Annotated in this window: 14 protein-coding genes and 1 pseudogene; 13 read left to right on the top strand and 2 right to left on the bottom strand. The window is 31.9% G+C overall.

From position 1 onward, the window contains the following. The first annotated feature begins 3 nt into the window (after positions 1 to 3). Both ACKRLN_RS05375 and ACKRLN_RS05370 read left to right on the top strand, forming a co-directional pair. Positions 4 to 2,232, top strand: a complete 2,229-nt coding sequence (locus tag ACKRLN_RS05375) for a hypothetical protein (RefSeq protein ID WP_416334507.1) — start codon at positions 4 to 6, stop codon at positions 2,230 to 2,232. A 9-nt stretch (positions 2,233 to 2,241) separates the two neighbouring features. Then, on the top strand, positions 2,242 to 2,886 hold the full coding sequence (locus tag ACKRLN_RS05370; protein WP_203126762.1) for an ABC transporter ATP-binding protein: 645 nt from the start codon (positions 2,242 to 2,244) through the stop codon (positions 2,884 to 2,886). Positions 2,887 to 2,924: 38 nt separating this feature from the next. On the opposite strand, the gene ACKRLN_RS05365 is transcribed toward ACKRLN_RS05370, so the two are convergent. Continuing rightward, positions 2,925 to 3,236 (bottom strand): hypothetical protein, encoded by a 312-nt coding sequence (locus tag ACKRLN_RS05365; RefSeq protein WP_203126763.1) that lies wholly within the window; start codon positions 3,234 to 3,236, stop codon positions 2,925 to 2,927. Positions 3,237 to 3,286: 50 nt separating this feature from the next. Then, positions 3,287 to 4,741, bottom strand: a complete 1,455-nt coding sequence (locus ACKRLN_RS05360; protein WP_296141995.1) for a carbon starvation protein A — start codon at positions 4,739 to 4,741, stop codon at positions 3,287 to 3,289. A 215-nt stretch (positions 4,742 to 4,956) separates the two neighbouring features. Between ACKRLN_RS05360 and rimP the strand changes: the two genes are divergently transcribed. From rimP to ACKRLN_RS05305, 11 genes and pseudogenes are all read left to right on the top strand, one after another. Further along, a complete protein-coding gene (gene rimP / locus ACKRLN_RS05355; protein WP_296141993.1) occupies positions 4,957 to 5,400 on the top strand; it encodes a ribosome maturation factor RimP in 444 nt (147 codons plus the stop codon). Between the two features lie 9 nt (positions 5,401 to 5,409). After that, positions 5,410 to 6,783 carry a transcription termination factor NusA gene (nusA, locus tag ACKRLN_RS05350; RefSeq protein WP_203126767.1) on the top strand — a complete coding sequence of 458 codons (1,374 nt, stop codon included), beginning with the start codon at positions 5,410 to 5,412 and terminating at the stop codon, positions 6,781 to 6,783. Between the two features lie 3 nt (positions 6,784 to 6,786). Further along, positions 6,787 to 7,053, top strand: a complete 267-nt coding sequence (gene rnpM, locus ACKRLN_RS05345; RefSeq protein WP_203126769.1) for an RNase P modulator RnpM — start codon at positions 6,787 to 6,789, stop codon at positions 7,051 to 7,053. Between the two features lie 10 nt (positions 7,054 to 7,063). Further along, complete coding sequence (gene infB / locus ACKRLN_RS05340; protein WP_416334506.1) at positions 7,064 to 9,364, top strand: translation initiation factor IF-2; 2,301 nt, start codon at positions 7,064 to 7,066, stop codon at positions 9,362 to 9,364. 2 nt (positions 9,365 to 9,366) lie between these two features. Continuing rightward, on the top strand, positions 9,367 to 9,750 hold the full coding sequence (rbfA, locus tag ACKRLN_RS05335; protein WP_203126772.1) for a 30S ribosome-binding factor RbfA: 384 nt from the start codon (positions 9,367 to 9,369) through the stop codon (positions 9,748 to 9,750). Next, complete coding sequence (locus tag ACKRLN_RS05330) at positions 9,740 to 10,696, top strand: DHH family phosphoesterase (RefSeq protein WP_416334505.1); 957 nt, start codon at positions 9,740 to 9,742, stop codon at positions 10,694 to 10,696. The genes rbfA and ACKRLN_RS05330 overlap by 11 nt, the downstream gene beginning before the upstream one ends. Beyond that, entirely contained in the window at positions 10,697 to 11,581 is an 885-nt protein-coding gene (gene truB, locus ACKRLN_RS05325) for a tRNA pseudouridine(55) synthase TruB (RefSeq protein WP_416334504.1), read from the top strand. It abuts the gene before it with no gap. Beyond that, positions 11,571 to 12,509, top strand: coding sequence for a bifunctional riboflavin kinase/FAD synthetase (locus ACKRLN_RS05320; protein WP_416334503.1), 939 nt, complete (start codon positions 11,571 to 11,573; stop codon positions 12,507 to 12,509). Before truB ends, ACKRLN_RS05320 begins: the two co-directional genes overlap by 11 nt. Before the next feature lie 112 nt (positions 12,510 to 12,621). Continuing rightward, positions 12,622 to 12,888 (top strand): 30S ribosomal protein S15, encoded by a 267-nt coding sequence (gene rpsO / locus ACKRLN_RS05315; RefSeq protein ID WP_416334502.1) that lies wholly within the window; start codon positions 12,622 to 12,624, stop codon positions 12,886 to 12,888. Between the two features lie 43 nt (positions 12,889 to 12,931). Next, a complete protein-coding gene (locus ACKRLN_RS05310) occupies positions 12,932 to 15,094 on the top strand; it encodes a polyribonucleotide nucleotidyltransferase (protein WP_416334501.1) in 2,163 nt (720 codons plus the stop codon). A gap of 129 nt (positions 15,095 to 15,223) precedes the next feature. After that, positions 15,224 to 16,163 (top strand): annotated as a pseudogene (locus tag ACKRLN_RS05305) (ABC transporter ATP-binding protein).

The following is a 16,163-nucleotide window of genomic DNA, read 5'->3' as shown; positions in this document are numbered from 1 at the left end:
ATTATGAAAAGGAGTGCAAGTTACAAGTTACTTATAGTTTTGATAGTCATACAATCAATAATATTTGCTGTAGTAACAAGCCTTTATTTAGATCAAAAATATACGGAAAACTTTGATAATTTAGTTAGCGATTACAAAGAGATCTCTATAAATAATATTGATATAACTAAAGGCAATGAAGTAGGAGATTACATAGATGATTTTTTAAAGGAAAACCAGGCCTTAATGATAAAAAAAGTCGAAGGTACTGACTATACTGGAAAAAAATTAGTTCATGGCTATTGGATGAGTGGGAACTATGAGGCTAATAAAGAAAAATTAAATTTAAAGTTTTTGGATAAGCAATATGCTTCAGATAATAGTTTTAAAAATTTAGATAAGGGTGGGACTATTGGTCTGCTAGGAGGAGATTATAGTATGATAGAGTCCACTCCTAGATTTATTTTAGGGGATAGTTATTTTTTTATAAATTTAACCGGAACTGGAAAAATTGGAGGGTTTAATGGTGAATATAAGCTAGTTGGCCTAGACGATGAAGGTGTAAATAGATTTTATGAAGGATTATCTAAGGTAACCGGACTAAGTGTAGATGATATTAAAACCTCAAATGGTGGATCAGCTATAATGGGAGGTGGATCTTCCCTTACCTTTATAATTATTTATGCAGTATTAACTTTAATAATTATAACAATTTTAACTACTACAACAGTATCGTCTTTAAAGAATATGGGAGTTTACCTCCTTCAAGGTTGGTCTAAAAAATCTTATATAAAAAGTATATATGAACCTGTAAATAAAATAGCATATTTTTCACCACTTTTATTTATTCCCTATGGCTTTATCTTAACTATGGGAAGCTTTAATACTTTAAAATTTTACTCGGTATTTTTGCTAGCAGGGATAATAAATCTAGCTATATTTTTACTTTTTGAATTTTTAATATCACTAATCTTAAGAACTGTTAAGCCAATAAATGCTATCCATGGCAGGACATCAAAAAAAGGCTTACTTATTTTTGGCATAATTTTATTTATGATATTTAATACTTCAACAAGTTCCCTATCCTTTATGGATATAGATAATATGATAATCGAGCTAAAAGATCAGATAGTTACCAAAAACGAATGGGAGAATGTATCTGATTATTATGTAAGTACTTCTTTTTACGAAGGAGATGATTTTGAAGGTGACCACTCTCGAACTCCTATGAGTTTTCACAGAGATTTTTATAAATTTTATGAGTCTATAGAAAATGAGGATGGAGTTAAATTTATAAATACAGAATTTCAAAGGAAGAATTGGAATAAAGAAATGAAAGAAATGGGGCTATATAAGCATGCACCCGATTTTTCTTATCTCTTATTTACTGCTAATAAAAATTATATAGAAGATGATATGCAAGTAAAATTGACAGATGAAATGGAAAAATTTGCTAATGAAGGTTATAGAGTTTATCTGATACCAAAAAGTTTTTCAAAAGAAGATAGAAAGTCTTTAGAGATAGCTTTAAAAGAGATGGATGAAAAAATGTTTCTTGATGACACTGATGATAGCGATAGAGAAAATTTTGATATAAAGTTTAAAGGGATCAAGTTCTTTAACTATGACAATAATAAAGATTATTTTGCCTATCCAAGCAATATTGATGATGAAATGTTTGGTGAAGAATTTCCAACTACATCCAAAGAACCAGTTATAAACTACGTTAATACTAATAACATGAGTGTTCTTGAGATATTAAATTTAATAACTGGTGGAGAAACTAATTCAGAAATAAAGTTAAATCAAGAGGCCTATGATAAGTTTGTAAATAATGAATACTATAAAAAATATAATATTGATGATAATAAACCTGAATTTGTTCAAATAAGAGAACTTATAGGTGGCATGATTAGAAGTCTAACCCAAGCTATCTTTACATTTTTATTAGTTGGACTACTATTTTTTGGGATATCAGCAGCGATATTATCTGCACTCATAAACCTTTATAGGGAGATATACCTAGAAGAAGTAAATATCAAAAAGTTCTTAGGCTATGATAATAAAAAAATATATAAGCCAATTTATATAATGGTTATAGTTGCAAGTATTATAAACTTAATAATTGCAATATTTAATAGGTCAATATTTGGTATATGCTTTGGTATCATTTTTGCTTTAATTGAGCTTATACTATTAAGAAAGTTTACCAATAAAAATCAGTTTGAAATGTTAGTAGAGTTTTTAAAATAGGGGATAAAAATGAAACATATAGAATTAAATAATATTTCTAAGTCTTATGGTAATAGAAAAATAATAGATGATTTATCATTTTCAATAGATGAAAATGAGATAGTAGCGATAGTTGGAAAAAGTGGTTCAGGCAAATCAACTCTTTTAAATATGATTGGACTTTTAGAAACTTATGATAGTGGAAAGATCTTACTAAAGGGAGAAAAACTTCCTAATCTTAATAGTAAAGAAGCTACATCACTAAGGAGAAATGAAATAAATTATCTTTTTCAAACAAATGCTTTGATAAGTGAAAAAACTGTTAGAGAAAATCTTTTAATTTCTATGGAGTATGTAAGTATAAAAGATGAAGAAAAATCTAAAAAAATAAATGAAATTTTAGATAAGCTTGATATCTTAGATATAGTAGAGCAAAAAATAAATACTATATCTGGAGGAGAAGCCCAAAGAGTAGCCTTGGCTAGATGTGTACTAAAACCAGGAGATTTAATTTTGGCAGATGAGCCAACTGGATCTTTAGATCCTATTATGAGCGATGAGGTTTTTTCTCTACTTTTAAATTTAAGAAGTGCTTATAATAAAACTATTTTGATTGTAACCCATGATATGGATATAGCTAGAAGATGCGATAGGATTATAGATATAAATAAATAGCAAATAAAAAATTCCATTTTTTTTAAAAATGGAATTTTTTATGAATTTAAAGGTGAAAACTCAGTTGCAGTATAGAAACTTTTTCTATTTCCAATTCCAAAAACTGATATCTCTACTTGAGGACAATTGACTAGTAAGGATTCAAGTCTTGGGTCATAATAGGTTGTAACTAAATCAGAAACTTCTTTTTTATAATTTTCTTCATTACCACCTTTCTGACTGATTTTTAACTTTATAGATCCTAAATCACAGCAACCCATTCCGCGTTCGATATCTTCTCTTATAAAAATTTTTTTAATATTATTTTTATTTATATAATTTTTAGCTTTTTCACTATAAATAAATTTCATCTAAAATCCTTTAAAAAAATGAGGAGATTAAATCTCCTCAAATTTAATTGTTAGTTTAATATAATATTTGCAATTCTATCTTGATTTTTACGAGCTTTCCTAACTGTTAGAACAGCTATTACTAAACTGATAATTGCTCCTAAGATGTATGCAATATTATAATCAGCACCAAATCCTACTCCCTTATCAGAAATGATAAATGCAAATACTATGAATGCATAGAATAATTCTGGTATTAATGCAATCCAGTAATTGTTATGGTTATTTAATAGATAGCTTGTTGCAGTTGCTAGAGCAAAGATTGCTACTAATTGGTTTGTAAATCCGAAGTATCTCCACAATAAGTTGAATCCGTTTGGATCGTTTTTAGCCCAAACCAGGATTAAAATTGCTGGGATAAATAGTACTGCAGCAACAGCAATTCTTTTTACAGGAACTTTTTGATCGATATTTAATTCTTCAGCTACGATTAATCTTAATGATCTAAATGCAGTATCTCCAGATGTGATTGGAAGTACGATAACCCCGATAATTGCTAGAAGACCACCGATGTTACCCATGAAATATTTTGAAATTTCTCCTACCATTAAAGTAGCTCTTGTATCTAATGGAACAATTCCTTGTGAGAAGATTACCATAGCTCCAGCAGCCCAAATCATAGCAATTATTCCCTCAGCAATCATTGTTGAGTAGAATGTAGCTCTGTTTTCTCTTTCACTTGCAACTGTTCTTGAAACTAATGTTACTTGAGAACCATGGAAACCAGAAAGTATACCACAGGCAACAGTAATAAAGAATGCTGGTATAAATCTTTGGCCAAGTGGGTGTTCACTTAAATATCCTGCTCCTTGAAACTCTAGATGAGAAGCTCCTTTTGTAAGAACTCCAAATAAAACTCCAATAGCTGAAATAATTAAAAATGCACCAAATAATGGATAAATTCTACCGATAAGTTGGTCTATTGGAAGAACTGTAGAAAGTATGTAATACAAGAAAATAATTCCGTATATAATCCAAATTCCTTTTGAACCATCAGCAAAACCCATAACATCATTTGCAAGTAAGTCTCCAGGTGTATAAACGAAAACAGTACCTGTTAAAAGAAGTAAGATTCCTATAACTATATTATAAATTTTTCTAGTACCATTACCTAAGTATTTACCAACAAGTTTTGGAACTTGAGCTCCACCGTTTCTCATTGACATAGTACCAACTAAAAAGTCGTGAGTAGCACCTGCTATAACACAACCAATTGGAATTGCTAAAAAGGCAATTTTTCCAAAAAGGATACCTTGAATAGGTCCTAAAATTGGGCCAGTACCTGCAATATTTAATAGATTAATTAGCCAGTTTTTCCATTTTGGCATAGCAACAAAATCGATTCCATCAGCTTTAGAAACAGCTGGTGTTGGTCTATCATCTAAATCTAGTTGGCTTTCAACATATTTTGAATAAAAGTAACCACCAACTAGGAGGATGAAAATACCAATTAAGAATAATAACATATAAACCTCCTATCAAAATAATATGTATTATATAGCTATATTATAAACTTAATTAAGAGATAAAAGCAAATTTTTCGTAAAAAAATTATCAATAAAATCTGAGCTTCCATTAGCTTATATATTATTGAATAAAGTAAGCTTTGCAGTATAATATTTCTATCAAAGAGTGGGCAAGTTATCCGCTCTTTTAATATGTATAGGCAAAGGATGGTAAGATGGATTTAATAACAAACCTTAAAGAAACCTTTGAAGATGATATAAAAAACTTAGGATACGAATTAGTTGATATAGAATTTAAAACAACAAAGGATGGCAAAACCTTAACATTTTTTATCTATAATGAAAACGGCATTACAATCGATGATTGTGAAAAGGTAAGTACATTTTTAGATGAAAAATTGGATGAACTTGATTTAATAAAAGGCCAATACTATTTAGAAGTTTCATCCCAAGATTTATCAAGACCCCTAAAAACTGATAGGGACCTTGAAAGAAACGCTGGTGAGCTTTTAAAAGTAGTAATGAAAAATGGTGAAAGCTTTGTAGGCTATATAGATAAAATAAATGAAAAAACTTATGCATTTTCTTTAAATGAACAAGAGGAAATAGAAGTAGAAAAAGAAGATATAAAACAAATAAAAATTGAGATTGTGTTTTAAGGAGAACTGATGAATGAAGAGTTTATACTAGCCTTAGAGGAGCTAGAAAAAGATAAGAACATTGATAAGGATGTAATCTTAGATGCATTAGAAAAAGCCCTAGTAAAAAGTTATCAAAAAAATTATGATAACGCAGAAAATGTAGATGTTATAGTTGATAAACAAACTGGGGATATAGAGGTTTTTGCCTTAAGAGAAGTTGTAGATGATGTTAATGATAATATAAACGAAATTTCTCTAAAAGAAGCAAAAGAAGAAATTGATAGTAATTTAGAAATAGGGGATGTTGCAAGAATAAAAATTGCACCAAAAAACTTTGGAAGGGTTGCAGCCCAAACAGCTAGAAATATTGTCATCCAAAAAATTAGAGATGCACAAAGAGATTCTGTTTATGGAGAGTACCTAGATCGTGAAAACGAAATGATAACAGGAACTATCCAAAGACAAGATAACTACAATCTTTATGTAAACCTTGATAAAATCGAGGGCATCGTTCCAGTTAAGGAACAGGTGGTGAATGAAAAATATATTCCAAACGAGAGAATGAAATTTTTAATTAAAGATGTTAAAAATTCATCAAAAGAACCACAAATTATCCTTTCTCGTACAAGCGAAAATCTTGTAACAAGACTTTTTGAGCTAGAAGTGCCAGAAATTACAGAAGGAGTAATTGAAATTTACTCCATTGCTCGTGAAGCTGGTTCTCGTACAAAGATTGCAGTTTTCTCAAATGATGAAGCAATTGACCCAGTTGGTGCTTGTATAGGCTATAAGGGGGCTCGTGTAAATTCAATTGTAGAAGAGCTTCAAAATGAAAAAATAGATATCATAAACTATAACAAAGATATTGAAGAATTCATTTCAAATGCCTTATCTCCAGCAGATATCATAGAAGTTTTGACAAATGAAAAAAATAAACAATCACTAGTTGTAGTAAATGACCAACAACTATCACTTGCTATAGGCAAAGAAGGCCAAAACGCAAGACTTGCAGCAAGACTTACAGGTTGGAAAATAGATATAAAATCAAAAGAGGACTTCGATAATATGACTAATGAAGATATCGATGAAATTTTGGGTTTAAATCAAGAAATGGAAGATGAAGACATTATGATAGATGAAAATTTAGTAGAAAATCCAAACGAAATTACTGATGATATGTCAAGCGTTGACGAACAAATTATTGAAGATGCTAGTGATGATTTATCTGATGAACAGGTAGAAGACATCACAAGCGATACATTAGAAGAAATCTATGATGAAGAAAACGATGAACTTTCTAATCAAATCGATGTAGATGATAGTCAACTCAATGAAGTATATACTGATGAATCTGACCTTATCCCACACAGGGAAAGTGATAAAGAAGATGAGGATCAGTAGAAAATGAAAAAAACAAAAAAGATTCCCCAAAGAAAATGTATTAATTGCGGAAATCTTTACGATAAAAATGACCTCTTAAGAGTTGTAAACAACAAGGAATTAGGGGTTGTTATTGATGAAAGTGGCAAACTTAACGGACGAGGTGCTTATATTTGTAAAAACAGTGAGTGTCTTTCAGATGTTAGGAAAAATAATAAGCTTAATCGTGTATTTAAACAAAAAATAGATGACAAACTTTACGAGGAGTTAGAAGCTTATGAAGTAAAATGAGGTGAAATAGATGGCTGATAAAATAAGAGTTTACGAACTAGCAAAAGAACAAGGAATGCCAGCAAAAGAAATGGTTGAACTTTTGAATAAGGAATTTGGATTGGGAATTAAATCTCACATGTCAAATGTAAGTGGAGATAATCTTGAGTTGATTAAAGAATACTTTAATGAAAATTCTAAACCTGATAATAAAGAGAATTCAAAAGAAAAACCAAGAGTAGAAAATAAAGACAATAATACAGAACTTAAAAATAATCAAAAATCAAATAAGGCTACAGATAAAAAATCAAATATGAAAAATATCAATACTAGCAATAATGATAAGTACGATGATATGGATGAATACGATGATGATGAAAGCATGCACGGATCAAAACAAAAAATCGGAAAATCTAATAAATCAAAAAATCAAAAAAAATCAAAATCTAAGAAAAACTTTGAAAATGATGACAACGATGATTATGAAGTAAATAAACCTAACAAAAATCGTAAAAAGAAAAATAGAAAATCAAAATCAAACAAGTCTAATAACCAACAAGCTAAGAATAATGAAGCAAATGATAAAATAGAAATCCCTGAGGTTATCAATGTTGGAGCTTTTGCAGAAAAAATTGGCGAAAATCCAAATGCAGTTATAGGAAAATTAATTCAACTTGGTGTAATGGCAGGTCTAAATGACCCAATCGAATTTGAACAGGCAGAATTAATAGCAATGGATTTTGGAAAAGAAATTACTTTAGAACAAGAATATTCTGCAATTGAAGAACAAGCGATGGACCTAGATTATGAAGATAAAGAAGAAGATTTAATTACTCGTGCACCAGTAGTTTCAGTTATGGGACACGTAGACCATGGTAAAACTTCTATCCTTGATGCAATTAAAAACACACGCGTAACAAGCGGAGAAGCTGGTGGTATTACACAACATATCGGTGCTTATTCTGTAGATTTAGATGGCAGACCTATTACATTCTTAGATACTCCAGGCCACGAAGCATTTACTGAAATGAGAATGAGGGGTGCTCAATCAACAGATATTGCAATCTTAGTAGTAGCAGCTGATGATGGGGTTATGCCTCAAACTGTAGAAGCTATCAACCACGCAAAAGCTGCTGAAATTCCAATAGTTGTTGCAGTAAATAAAGTGGATAAAGAACAATCTGATCCAAATAGAGTAAAACAAGAGCTTATGGAATATGGATTAGTTTCAGAAGATTGGGGTGGGGACACCATCACAGTTGATGTTTCTGCAAAAACTGGCCAAGGAATCGAAGATTTACTAGAAATGGTTCTATTAGTAGCAGAAATGAGAGAACTAAAAGCAAACCCAGATAGAGATGCTGTTGGTCTTATCATCGAAGCTCAACTTGACAAAGCTCGTGGTCCAGTTGCAACAGTTCTAGTACAAAAAGGTACATTACATGCAAGTGACTATGTACTTACTGGATCAGCTTCAGGTAGGATCCGTGCTATGTTTGACTCAAAAGGAAATGCTATCAAAGAAGCAGGCCCATCTGTACCAGTACAAATCTTAGGTTTATCTGATGTAGCAGAAGCTGGAGATAAATTATTTGCAGTAGAAGATGAAAAAACTGCTAGGGCATATGCACAACGTGCTGAAGAACAAAAAAGAGAAGAACGTCTTATGGCAAAAGGTGCAAGCCTTGAAGATATATCAGGTGATGCAGCTGAAGGTGAGCTAAAAGACTTAAATATTATCGTAAAAACAGACGTAAAAGGTACTGTAGATGCCATGAGCCAATCACTTCTAAAACTTTCAAATGAAGAAGTAAAAGTTTCAGTAGTAGCTGGAGCTGTTGGTGGTATTACAGAATCAGACGTACTTTTAGCCCAAGCTTCAAATGCTATCATTATCGGATTTAACGTTCGTCCAACCCAAGGGGCAATGGAAAGAGCAAAAGATAATAGTATTGAAATTAGAACATATAGCGTAATCTATGAAGCAATAGAAGATGTAGAAAAAGCTATAAAAGGGATGCTTGATCCAGAATTTGTTGAAGAAGTCCTAGGTCGTGCAGAAGTACGTGATACATTTAGAGTACCAAGTGTCGGAACTATTGCCGGTGTTATGGTAACAAGTGGTTCAGTACCAAGAAGAGCAAAAATTAGACTTCTTCGTGACAACGTAGTTATCTTTGATGGGGATATCACATCAATGAAACGATTTAAAGATGATGCCAAAGAACTAGCAAATGGTTATGAAGGTGGTATCGGCTTAAACAGATTTAATGACATCAAAGTTGGAGATGTTATGGAAGCGTACGAAGTAGTCGAAAAAGAAAGAGAATAAGAATGAAAAAAATTAGAACTGAAAGAATTGGAGCAGAAATCCAAAAAGAATTATCAAAAATAATTAGAGATGATTTAAATGATCCAAGACTATCAGATACAGCAAGAGTTTCAGTAATAGAAGTAAGGGTCACAAATGACCTTTCTTTTGCTGATTGCTACATCTCTGTCCTAGGAGATACTAGCAAAAAAGATGATGTCCTAGACGCTCTTAACCAAGCAAAAGGCTACATCAAAATGCTAATTGGGGATAGAATGAGACTTCGTTCCATGCCAGAATTTAGATTCAAACTTGATGAATCGATAGAATATGGAGCTTACATGGAAAAATTAATCAAAGAAACCATCGCAAAAGATGAGAGGGCTCACCAAGAAAATGATAATTAGTAATGAAAATATCGAAAAACTTAAAAATCTAATAGATGATGCAGAGACAATCGGGGTTGTCTCCCACGTAAATCCAGATGGGGATAACCTAGGATCATCATTAGCATTTGCAAGAGCACTTAGAAATTATGGTAAAGATACACAAGTAGTAGGCCATGATACTATTGATAATTATTTGAAATTTTTACCAGATTTAGAATTTTATGAAAATAATTATAAAGATTCATATGACTTGCTTTTAATCCTTGATGCATCAGAGTTAGACCGAATAGGAGATGCTCAACCACTTGCATCAAAATCTAAAAAAACTGCAGTAGTTGACCACCACCTAGGTGGCAAAATTACTTCAGATTTAAATATTATCCATCCAGAAGCTCCTGCAACTTGCCAATTAATTTTTGAAATAATCGAAAGAATGGCTTTACCATTAGATGAAAAAACGGCAAACCTATTATTTACAGGCATAGTGACAGATACAGGTAGATTTATGTATTACGATACAAATCGTGAAACATTTGAAATTGCTGGAAAATTAATTGATTTAGGAGCAGATAAGGAAAAAATCTACTCAGCCCTATACCAAAATAAACCTATAGATGTTTTAAAATTTGAAACAGACCTTATTGCCAATGCAGAATTTATGGGAGATAGGGTTTTTGCCCTTGCATCAATTGACAAGGTAGATGAATATGGTGTGCAAATGGGTGATAGTGAACACATTGTAAATATCTTAAGAGATTTAGAGGGTATAAGCATTTCTATGCTTGTAAAAGAATATGGCAATGGAGAATATAAGGTGTCTATGAGATCAAAAGGCATTGATATTTCTAAAACTGCCAGAGAAAACGGCGGTGGTGGCCATGCCAATGCCAGTGGTTTTTCAATTTTCGATGATAGTCTTGAGTCGGCAGCCGCAAAGGCGCGTGAAATTTTACAAAATATATAGATGATAAGTGGAATTTTAAACATAAATAAAGAAGTAGGCATTTCTTCTAATAAATGCGTAAGCCTTGTAAAAAAGGCTCTTGATACAAGAAAAGTGGGCCATACTGGTACTTTGGATCTTGAAGCTAGCGGAGTTTTGCCAATTGTAATTGGAAAAGCTACTAGAGTTTCAGATTTTTTAATGGATGAGAAAAAAGAATATATTACAGAAGCCATTTTTGGAAAAAGAACTGATACTCTTGATTATGATGGGGAAGTTGTGGATACTTCTGATAAAGTTTTTTCTATCGAAGAATTAAAAAATGAGATGGAAAACTTCACTGGCAAAATTATACAAATCCCACCCATGTATTCAGCTTTAAAAGTAAATGGTCAAAAACTTTACGATTTGGCTAGAAAGGGAGTCGAAGTTGAAAGAAAAAAACGTGAAGTAAATATTTTTTCTTTTGAAATAATTGGCTTTGATTTTCCAAAAGCAATATTTAAGATTACTTGCTCAAAAGGCACTTACATTAGAACTCTTATTGATGATTTGGGAGAGGCTTTAGGTTCTTTTGCATATGTAAATAGTTTGACTCGTTCTAAAGTTGGTGATTTTTATATAGAAGATGCTATTAATTCCGAAGATTTACTTAAAATGAGCAAAGAGGAAATTTTAGATAAGCTAATGCCAGTAGACTATGCCTTAAAAGACTATCCAGAGATTGTTCTTGATAAATCATATCTTAAACAGGCTACAAATGGAATGACCATGCATATTGATAAGTGCCATTTTGATAAACTGATTAGAGTCTATGTTGAAGATGATTTTATAGGACTTGGCAAGACCCACAAAGATAACGACAAATATTTTCTAAAAATGGAGAAAGTATTTTATGAAAAATAATATTAAAATATATGATCTAGATAGGGGCATGACTGACTTTGAACCCAAGGCTATAGCCTTAGGTAATTTTGATGGTATCCACATAGGCCACCAAAAGCTCATAAAAAAAGATTTGGAGATTGCAAGACAACTTAATCTGGTCCCATCTGTTTTACTTTTTAAAGAAAATAGCAAGAAAACATTGCATGATGAAAAAGATTATTTGACAAGTTTAGATGATAAGATTGAAATACTTGCAAATATGGGCATGGATACCTTTTGCATCCTTGATTTTAATGAGGAATTTAGATCCCTAAGTCCTAAAGAATTTATCTCACAGATTTTATATAGAAAGCTTAATACCAAATATATTGTCATAGGTGAGGACTACCATTTTGGAAAGAATGCTGAAGGTGATATAAAAACCTTAGCTCGCTTTGAAGATGAGTTTGACTATGAGACATTAATTATAGATTTTGAACTTGTTAATGGTGAGAAAATATCATCAGGAAATATAAAAGAGCTTATAAAAAGTGGAAATATAAAAAAAGCAAATAAATATTTAGCAAGACCCTATAAAATAATAGGACATGTAGTGGATGGTCATAAAAGAGGTCGCACTTTAAATTTCCCAACTGCAAATCTTAAAATGAAATTTTCTTACACAATCCCAAAAGATGGAGTTTATCTAACTAGGGTAAATGTAAAGGGGAAAAATCACTTTGCTTTAAGCAATGTTGGGTCTAATCCTACTTTTGAAAATGATTATAGAAAAATAGAAACATATATCCTCGATTTTAATCAGGATATATATGGAAAAAATATAACAATTGAGTTTTTGGAATTTTTCCGTGATGATTTAAAATTTGATTCGGTTGATGAATTAATAAATCAGATGGAAATGGATAAAAAAAGAGCAATTGAAACCATAAACAATAAGTATTTGTAAGCTTTACAAATGCTTTTTTTATTGGTATAATACCTTAGGTACCTTGGCTTTGTAAATGCAACCTCGACTTTTACACGGTCAAAGGCAAATGCAACATATAGGAGGAAAAATTATGTTATCACAAGAAAAAAAGACAGAACTAATTAAAGAATATCAATTAAAAGAAGGAGATACAGGATCTCCAGAAGTTCAAATAGCTATTTTAAGCTATAGAATTAAAGATTTGACAGAACACTTAAAAGCTAATCCAAAAGACCACTCATCAAGAAGAGGACTTTTCAAAATGATTAGACGTAGAAAAGGGTTATTAAACTACTTAAGAGATAATGATATCGAAAGATATAGAGCTATTATCGAAAAAGTAGGCATCAGAGGTTAGTAGATTGGCGGGGTATATCCCGCCTTATTTTTTAGGAGAAAAGATGGAGAAAAATTATATTTATACATCAAATCATGGATATGAGCTTGATGTAACAATAGGAAAATTTGCAGAACAGGCTAATGGCGAATGTTACATAAAATGTGGTGATACCTCTCTTTTAGTAACAGCAGTAGCTAGTGAAAAACCAAGAGAAGGGATAGACTTTTTTCCACTAATTTGTGATTTTCAGGAAAAATTATATGCAGTTGGCAAAATCCCAGGTGGTTTTTTAAAAAGAGAAGGTAAAGCATCTGATGAAGCAACCCTAATTTCCCGCCAAATGGATAGACCTTTGCGTCCACTTTTCCCAGAAAATTATTACAATGATGTGCAAGTAATTGCTACAGTTCTATCAATGGATGAAGATAATCAGCCAGATTGCCTATCAACAATTGGGGCAAGTATTGCACTTGGGACTTCTGATATACCATTTAACGGTCCAGTGGGAGCTGTTTCTGTTGGATTTGTAGATGGTGAATTTGTTGTATTCCCAAATGAAGAACAAAGAAAAAAATCTGAATTAGATCTTACAGTTGCAGGTAGCAAAGAAGCTATAAACATGGTTGAGGCTGGTGCAAATGAGCTAACTGAAGCACAAATGCTTGAAGCAATGCTTATTGCCCATGAAGAAATTGGCCATATTTCTGACTTTATTCAAGGAATAATTGATGAGATCGGTAAAGAAAAAAATATGGTAGAAGTTATCGTGCCATCTGAGCTTGAAGAAAAAATTATAGCAGAATATGCTGAAGCTATTAAAGGATCTATCAGAACAACTGATAAAATGGAACGTGGCGAAGCTATGTTTAATATAGAAGAATCTGCAAAAGAGAGATTTTTACCAGATTATCCAGAAAGTGAAGATGAAATCCACAGAGTAATCGATAATATCATGAAACTTGAAGTACGTCGTATGATTTCAATTGATAAAATCAGACCAGATGGCCGTGATCTTAAAGAAATCAGACCGCTTTCAGCAGAAGCAGGACTTTTACCAAGAGTACATGGATCAGGTTTATTTAAACGTGGACAAACTCAAGTTTTATCAGTAACTACACTTGGTTCACCAGCTGATGTTCAAATTATTGATGGATTAAATCGAGAAGAAATTCAAAAAAGATATATGCACCAATATAACTTCCCACCATTTAGTGTAGGAGATGTAAAACCACTTCGTGCACCAGGACGTCGTGAAGTTGGTCATGGTCACTTAGCAGAAAGAGCATTAGTGCCAGTATTGCCAGTTGAAAGTGACTTCCCATATACAATTAGGGTTGTATCCGAAGTTTTAAGTTCAAATGGCTCAAGTTCTCAAGCTTCAATCTGTGGCTCTACACTTTCACTAATGGATGCAGGTGTTCCAATTAAAAAACCAGTAGCTGGTATTGCAATGGGACTTATTAAAGAAGATGAATCTATTTCAATTCTTACAGATATCCAAGGTCTTGAAGACCACTTAGGCGATATGGACTTTAAAGTAGCTGGAACACGTGATGGAATTACTGCCCTACAGATGGATATGAAAATTGCAGGAATTACTCGTGAAGTCTTAGAGGAATCACTCGATAATGCAAAAGAAGCCAGAATGCAAATCCTTGATTTAATCGAATCTACAATTGAAAAACCAAGAGAAGATATATCTGATTATGCACCAAGACTTTTCACAATTGATATTGATCCAGAAAAAGTCCGTGATGTAATAGGTTCAGGTGGTAAAACAATTAATAAAATTATCGATGAGACTGGTGTAACGATCGAGACAGAAGATGATGGACACATAACAGTAGCTTCAACTGATGGAGCAAGTGGTAAAAAGGCAATCGAAATGATTCGCGCAATTGTTACTGACCCACAAGTAGGAGATGTTTACACAGGAAAAGTTACTAGAATTATGAATTTTGGTGCCTTTATCGAAATTGCAATTGGAAAAGAAGGACTTCTTCACATTTCTCAAATTGACCATACAAGAACTGACAAGGTAGAAGATGTACTTTCTGTTGGCGATGAAGTTACTGTAAAGGTAACAGAAATCGACAAACAAGGCAGAATTAACCTATCAAGAAAAGCTCTTTTAGAAAAACCAGAAAGAGAAGAAAAAGAAGATTACAAAAACAATCCAAATGCTGGGGCATGGCCAGCTGATGAAGATCCAAGAAATAAATAATAAAAAAATAAATCGGTTATTAAGTAAAGCTTAATGCCGATTTTTTTGTATCCATTAAAAAATTGTAAAATTTATTTTATATATTAGATTAATTATAAAATGATGATATAATTTCCCTAGGAGGAGCCTATGGAAAATATAATTGAAATAAGAGGATTAGAAAAATCTTACAAAAAAATAAAAGCCATTGATAATCTGGATTTAAATGTGAAAAAAGGCAGGGTACTAGGACTTTTAGGCCCAAATGGATCTGGAAAATCAACAACTATAAATTGCCTTCTAGCCCTTATAAAAAAAGATAAAGGGTCAATTAAAGTTTATGGCAAAGAAATGACACCGGAATCCTATGATATAAAAGAAAAAATTGGTGCAGTATTTCAAGATGTAGGTGTATATGATGAGCTAAATGTCTATGAAAATATCGATTATTTTTGTGGCCTCTACATAAAAGATAAAGAGCAAAGAAAAAAAACTTATCAGCGAAACTATCGACTTAGTAGCTTTAAATGATTTTCTAAATTTCAAACCAAAGGAACTATCAGGTGGTTTACTAAGAAGGCTCAATATAGCTTGTGGTATAGCCCACAAACCAGAAATAATAATTTTTGATGAGCCAACAGTAGCTGTGGATCCTCAATCTAGAAATAATATTTTAGAAGGCATTAAAAAGTTAAACGAGAATGGGGCAACCATAATATATACATCTCACTACATGGATGAAGTCGAGGAATTATGCGATGATATAGTAATAATTGCCAGGGGCAAAGTCATTGCTAAAGGAAGCTCTGATAGTCTAAAAAATATAATTGCTATAAACGAAAAAGTTTCCTTTATTAGTGAAAATCTAGATGATTCTGTAATAAAGAAAATAAAATCAATGGAAACTCTTGTTAATTTTGAATCTAAGGACAATTTTTATCATCTAAGCTTTGGCCATGGAAAGGATAATTTAATAAAACTAATTAGTATTTTAAATGAAAATTCAGTGGTCTATGACAGTCTTACTAGCCAATCGCCATCACTTAATGATGTATTTTTATCACTAACTGGCAAAGAATTGAGGGACTAA

This window comes from Anaerococcus sp. AH8042_DFU013_CI05, from assembly GCF_047936775.1.
In the GTDB taxonomy this organism is placed as follows: domain Bacteria; phylum Bacillota; class Clostridia; order Tissierellales; family Peptoniphilaceae; genus Anaerococcus.
Note: the sequence above shows the minus strand (reverse complement) of the source record. Positions and strands in the feature narration are given on the sequence as shown.

Bases quoted from the DNA above. Each gene is read 5' to 3' on its own strand.
- ACKRLN_RS05375 (WP_416334507.1), top strand. From the start codon at position 4: ATGAAAAGGAGTGCAAGTTACAAGTTACTTATAGTTTTGATAGTCATA.
- ACKRLN_RS05370 (WP_203126762.1), top strand. From the start codon at position 2,242: ATGAAACATATAGAATTAAATAATATTTCTAAGTCTTATGGTAATAGA.
- ACKRLN_RS05365 (WP_203126763.1), bottom strand. From the start codon at position 3,236: ATGAAATTTATTTATAGTGAAAAAGCTAAAAATTATATAAATAAAAAT.
- ACKRLN_RS05360 (WP_296141995.1), bottom strand. From the start codon at position 4,741: ATGTTATTATTCTTAATTGGTATTTTCATCCTCCTAGTTGGTGGTTAC.
- rimP (WP_296141993.1), top strand. From the start codon at position 4,957: ATGGATTTAATAACAAACCTTAAAGAAACCTTTGAAGATGATATAAAA.
- nusA (WP_203126767.1), top strand. From the start codon at position 5,410: ATGAATGAAGAGTTTATACTAGCCTTAGAGGAGCTAGAAAAAGATAAG.
- rnpM (WP_203126769.1), top strand. From the start codon at position 6,787: ATGAAAAAAACAAAAAAGATTCCCCAAAGAAAATGTATTAATTGCGGA.
- infB (WP_416334506.1), top strand. From the start codon at position 7,064: ATGGCTGATAAAATAAGAGTTTACGAACTAGCAAAAGAACAAGGAATG.
- rbfA (WP_203126772.1), top strand. From the start codon at position 9,367: ATGAAAAAAATTAGAACTGAAAGAATTGGAGCAGAAATCCAAAAAGAA.
- ACKRLN_RS05330 (WP_416334505.1), top strand. From the start codon at position 9,740: ATGATAATTAGTAATGAAAATATCGAAAAACTTAAAAATCTAATAGAT.
- truB (WP_416334504.1), top strand. From the start codon at position 10,697: ATGATAAGTGGAATTTTAAACATAAATAAAGAAGTAGGCATTTCTTCT.
- ACKRLN_RS05320 (WP_416334503.1), top strand. From the start codon at position 11,571: ATGAAAAATAATATTAAAATATATGATCTAGATAGGGGCATGACTGAC.
- rpsO (WP_416334502.1), top strand. From the start codon at position 12,622: ATGTTATCACAAGAAAAAAAGACAGAACTAATTAAAGAATATCAATTA.
- ACKRLN_RS05310 (WP_416334501.1), top strand. From the start codon at position 12,932: ATGGAGAAAAATTATATTTATACATCAAATCATGGATATGAGCTTGAT.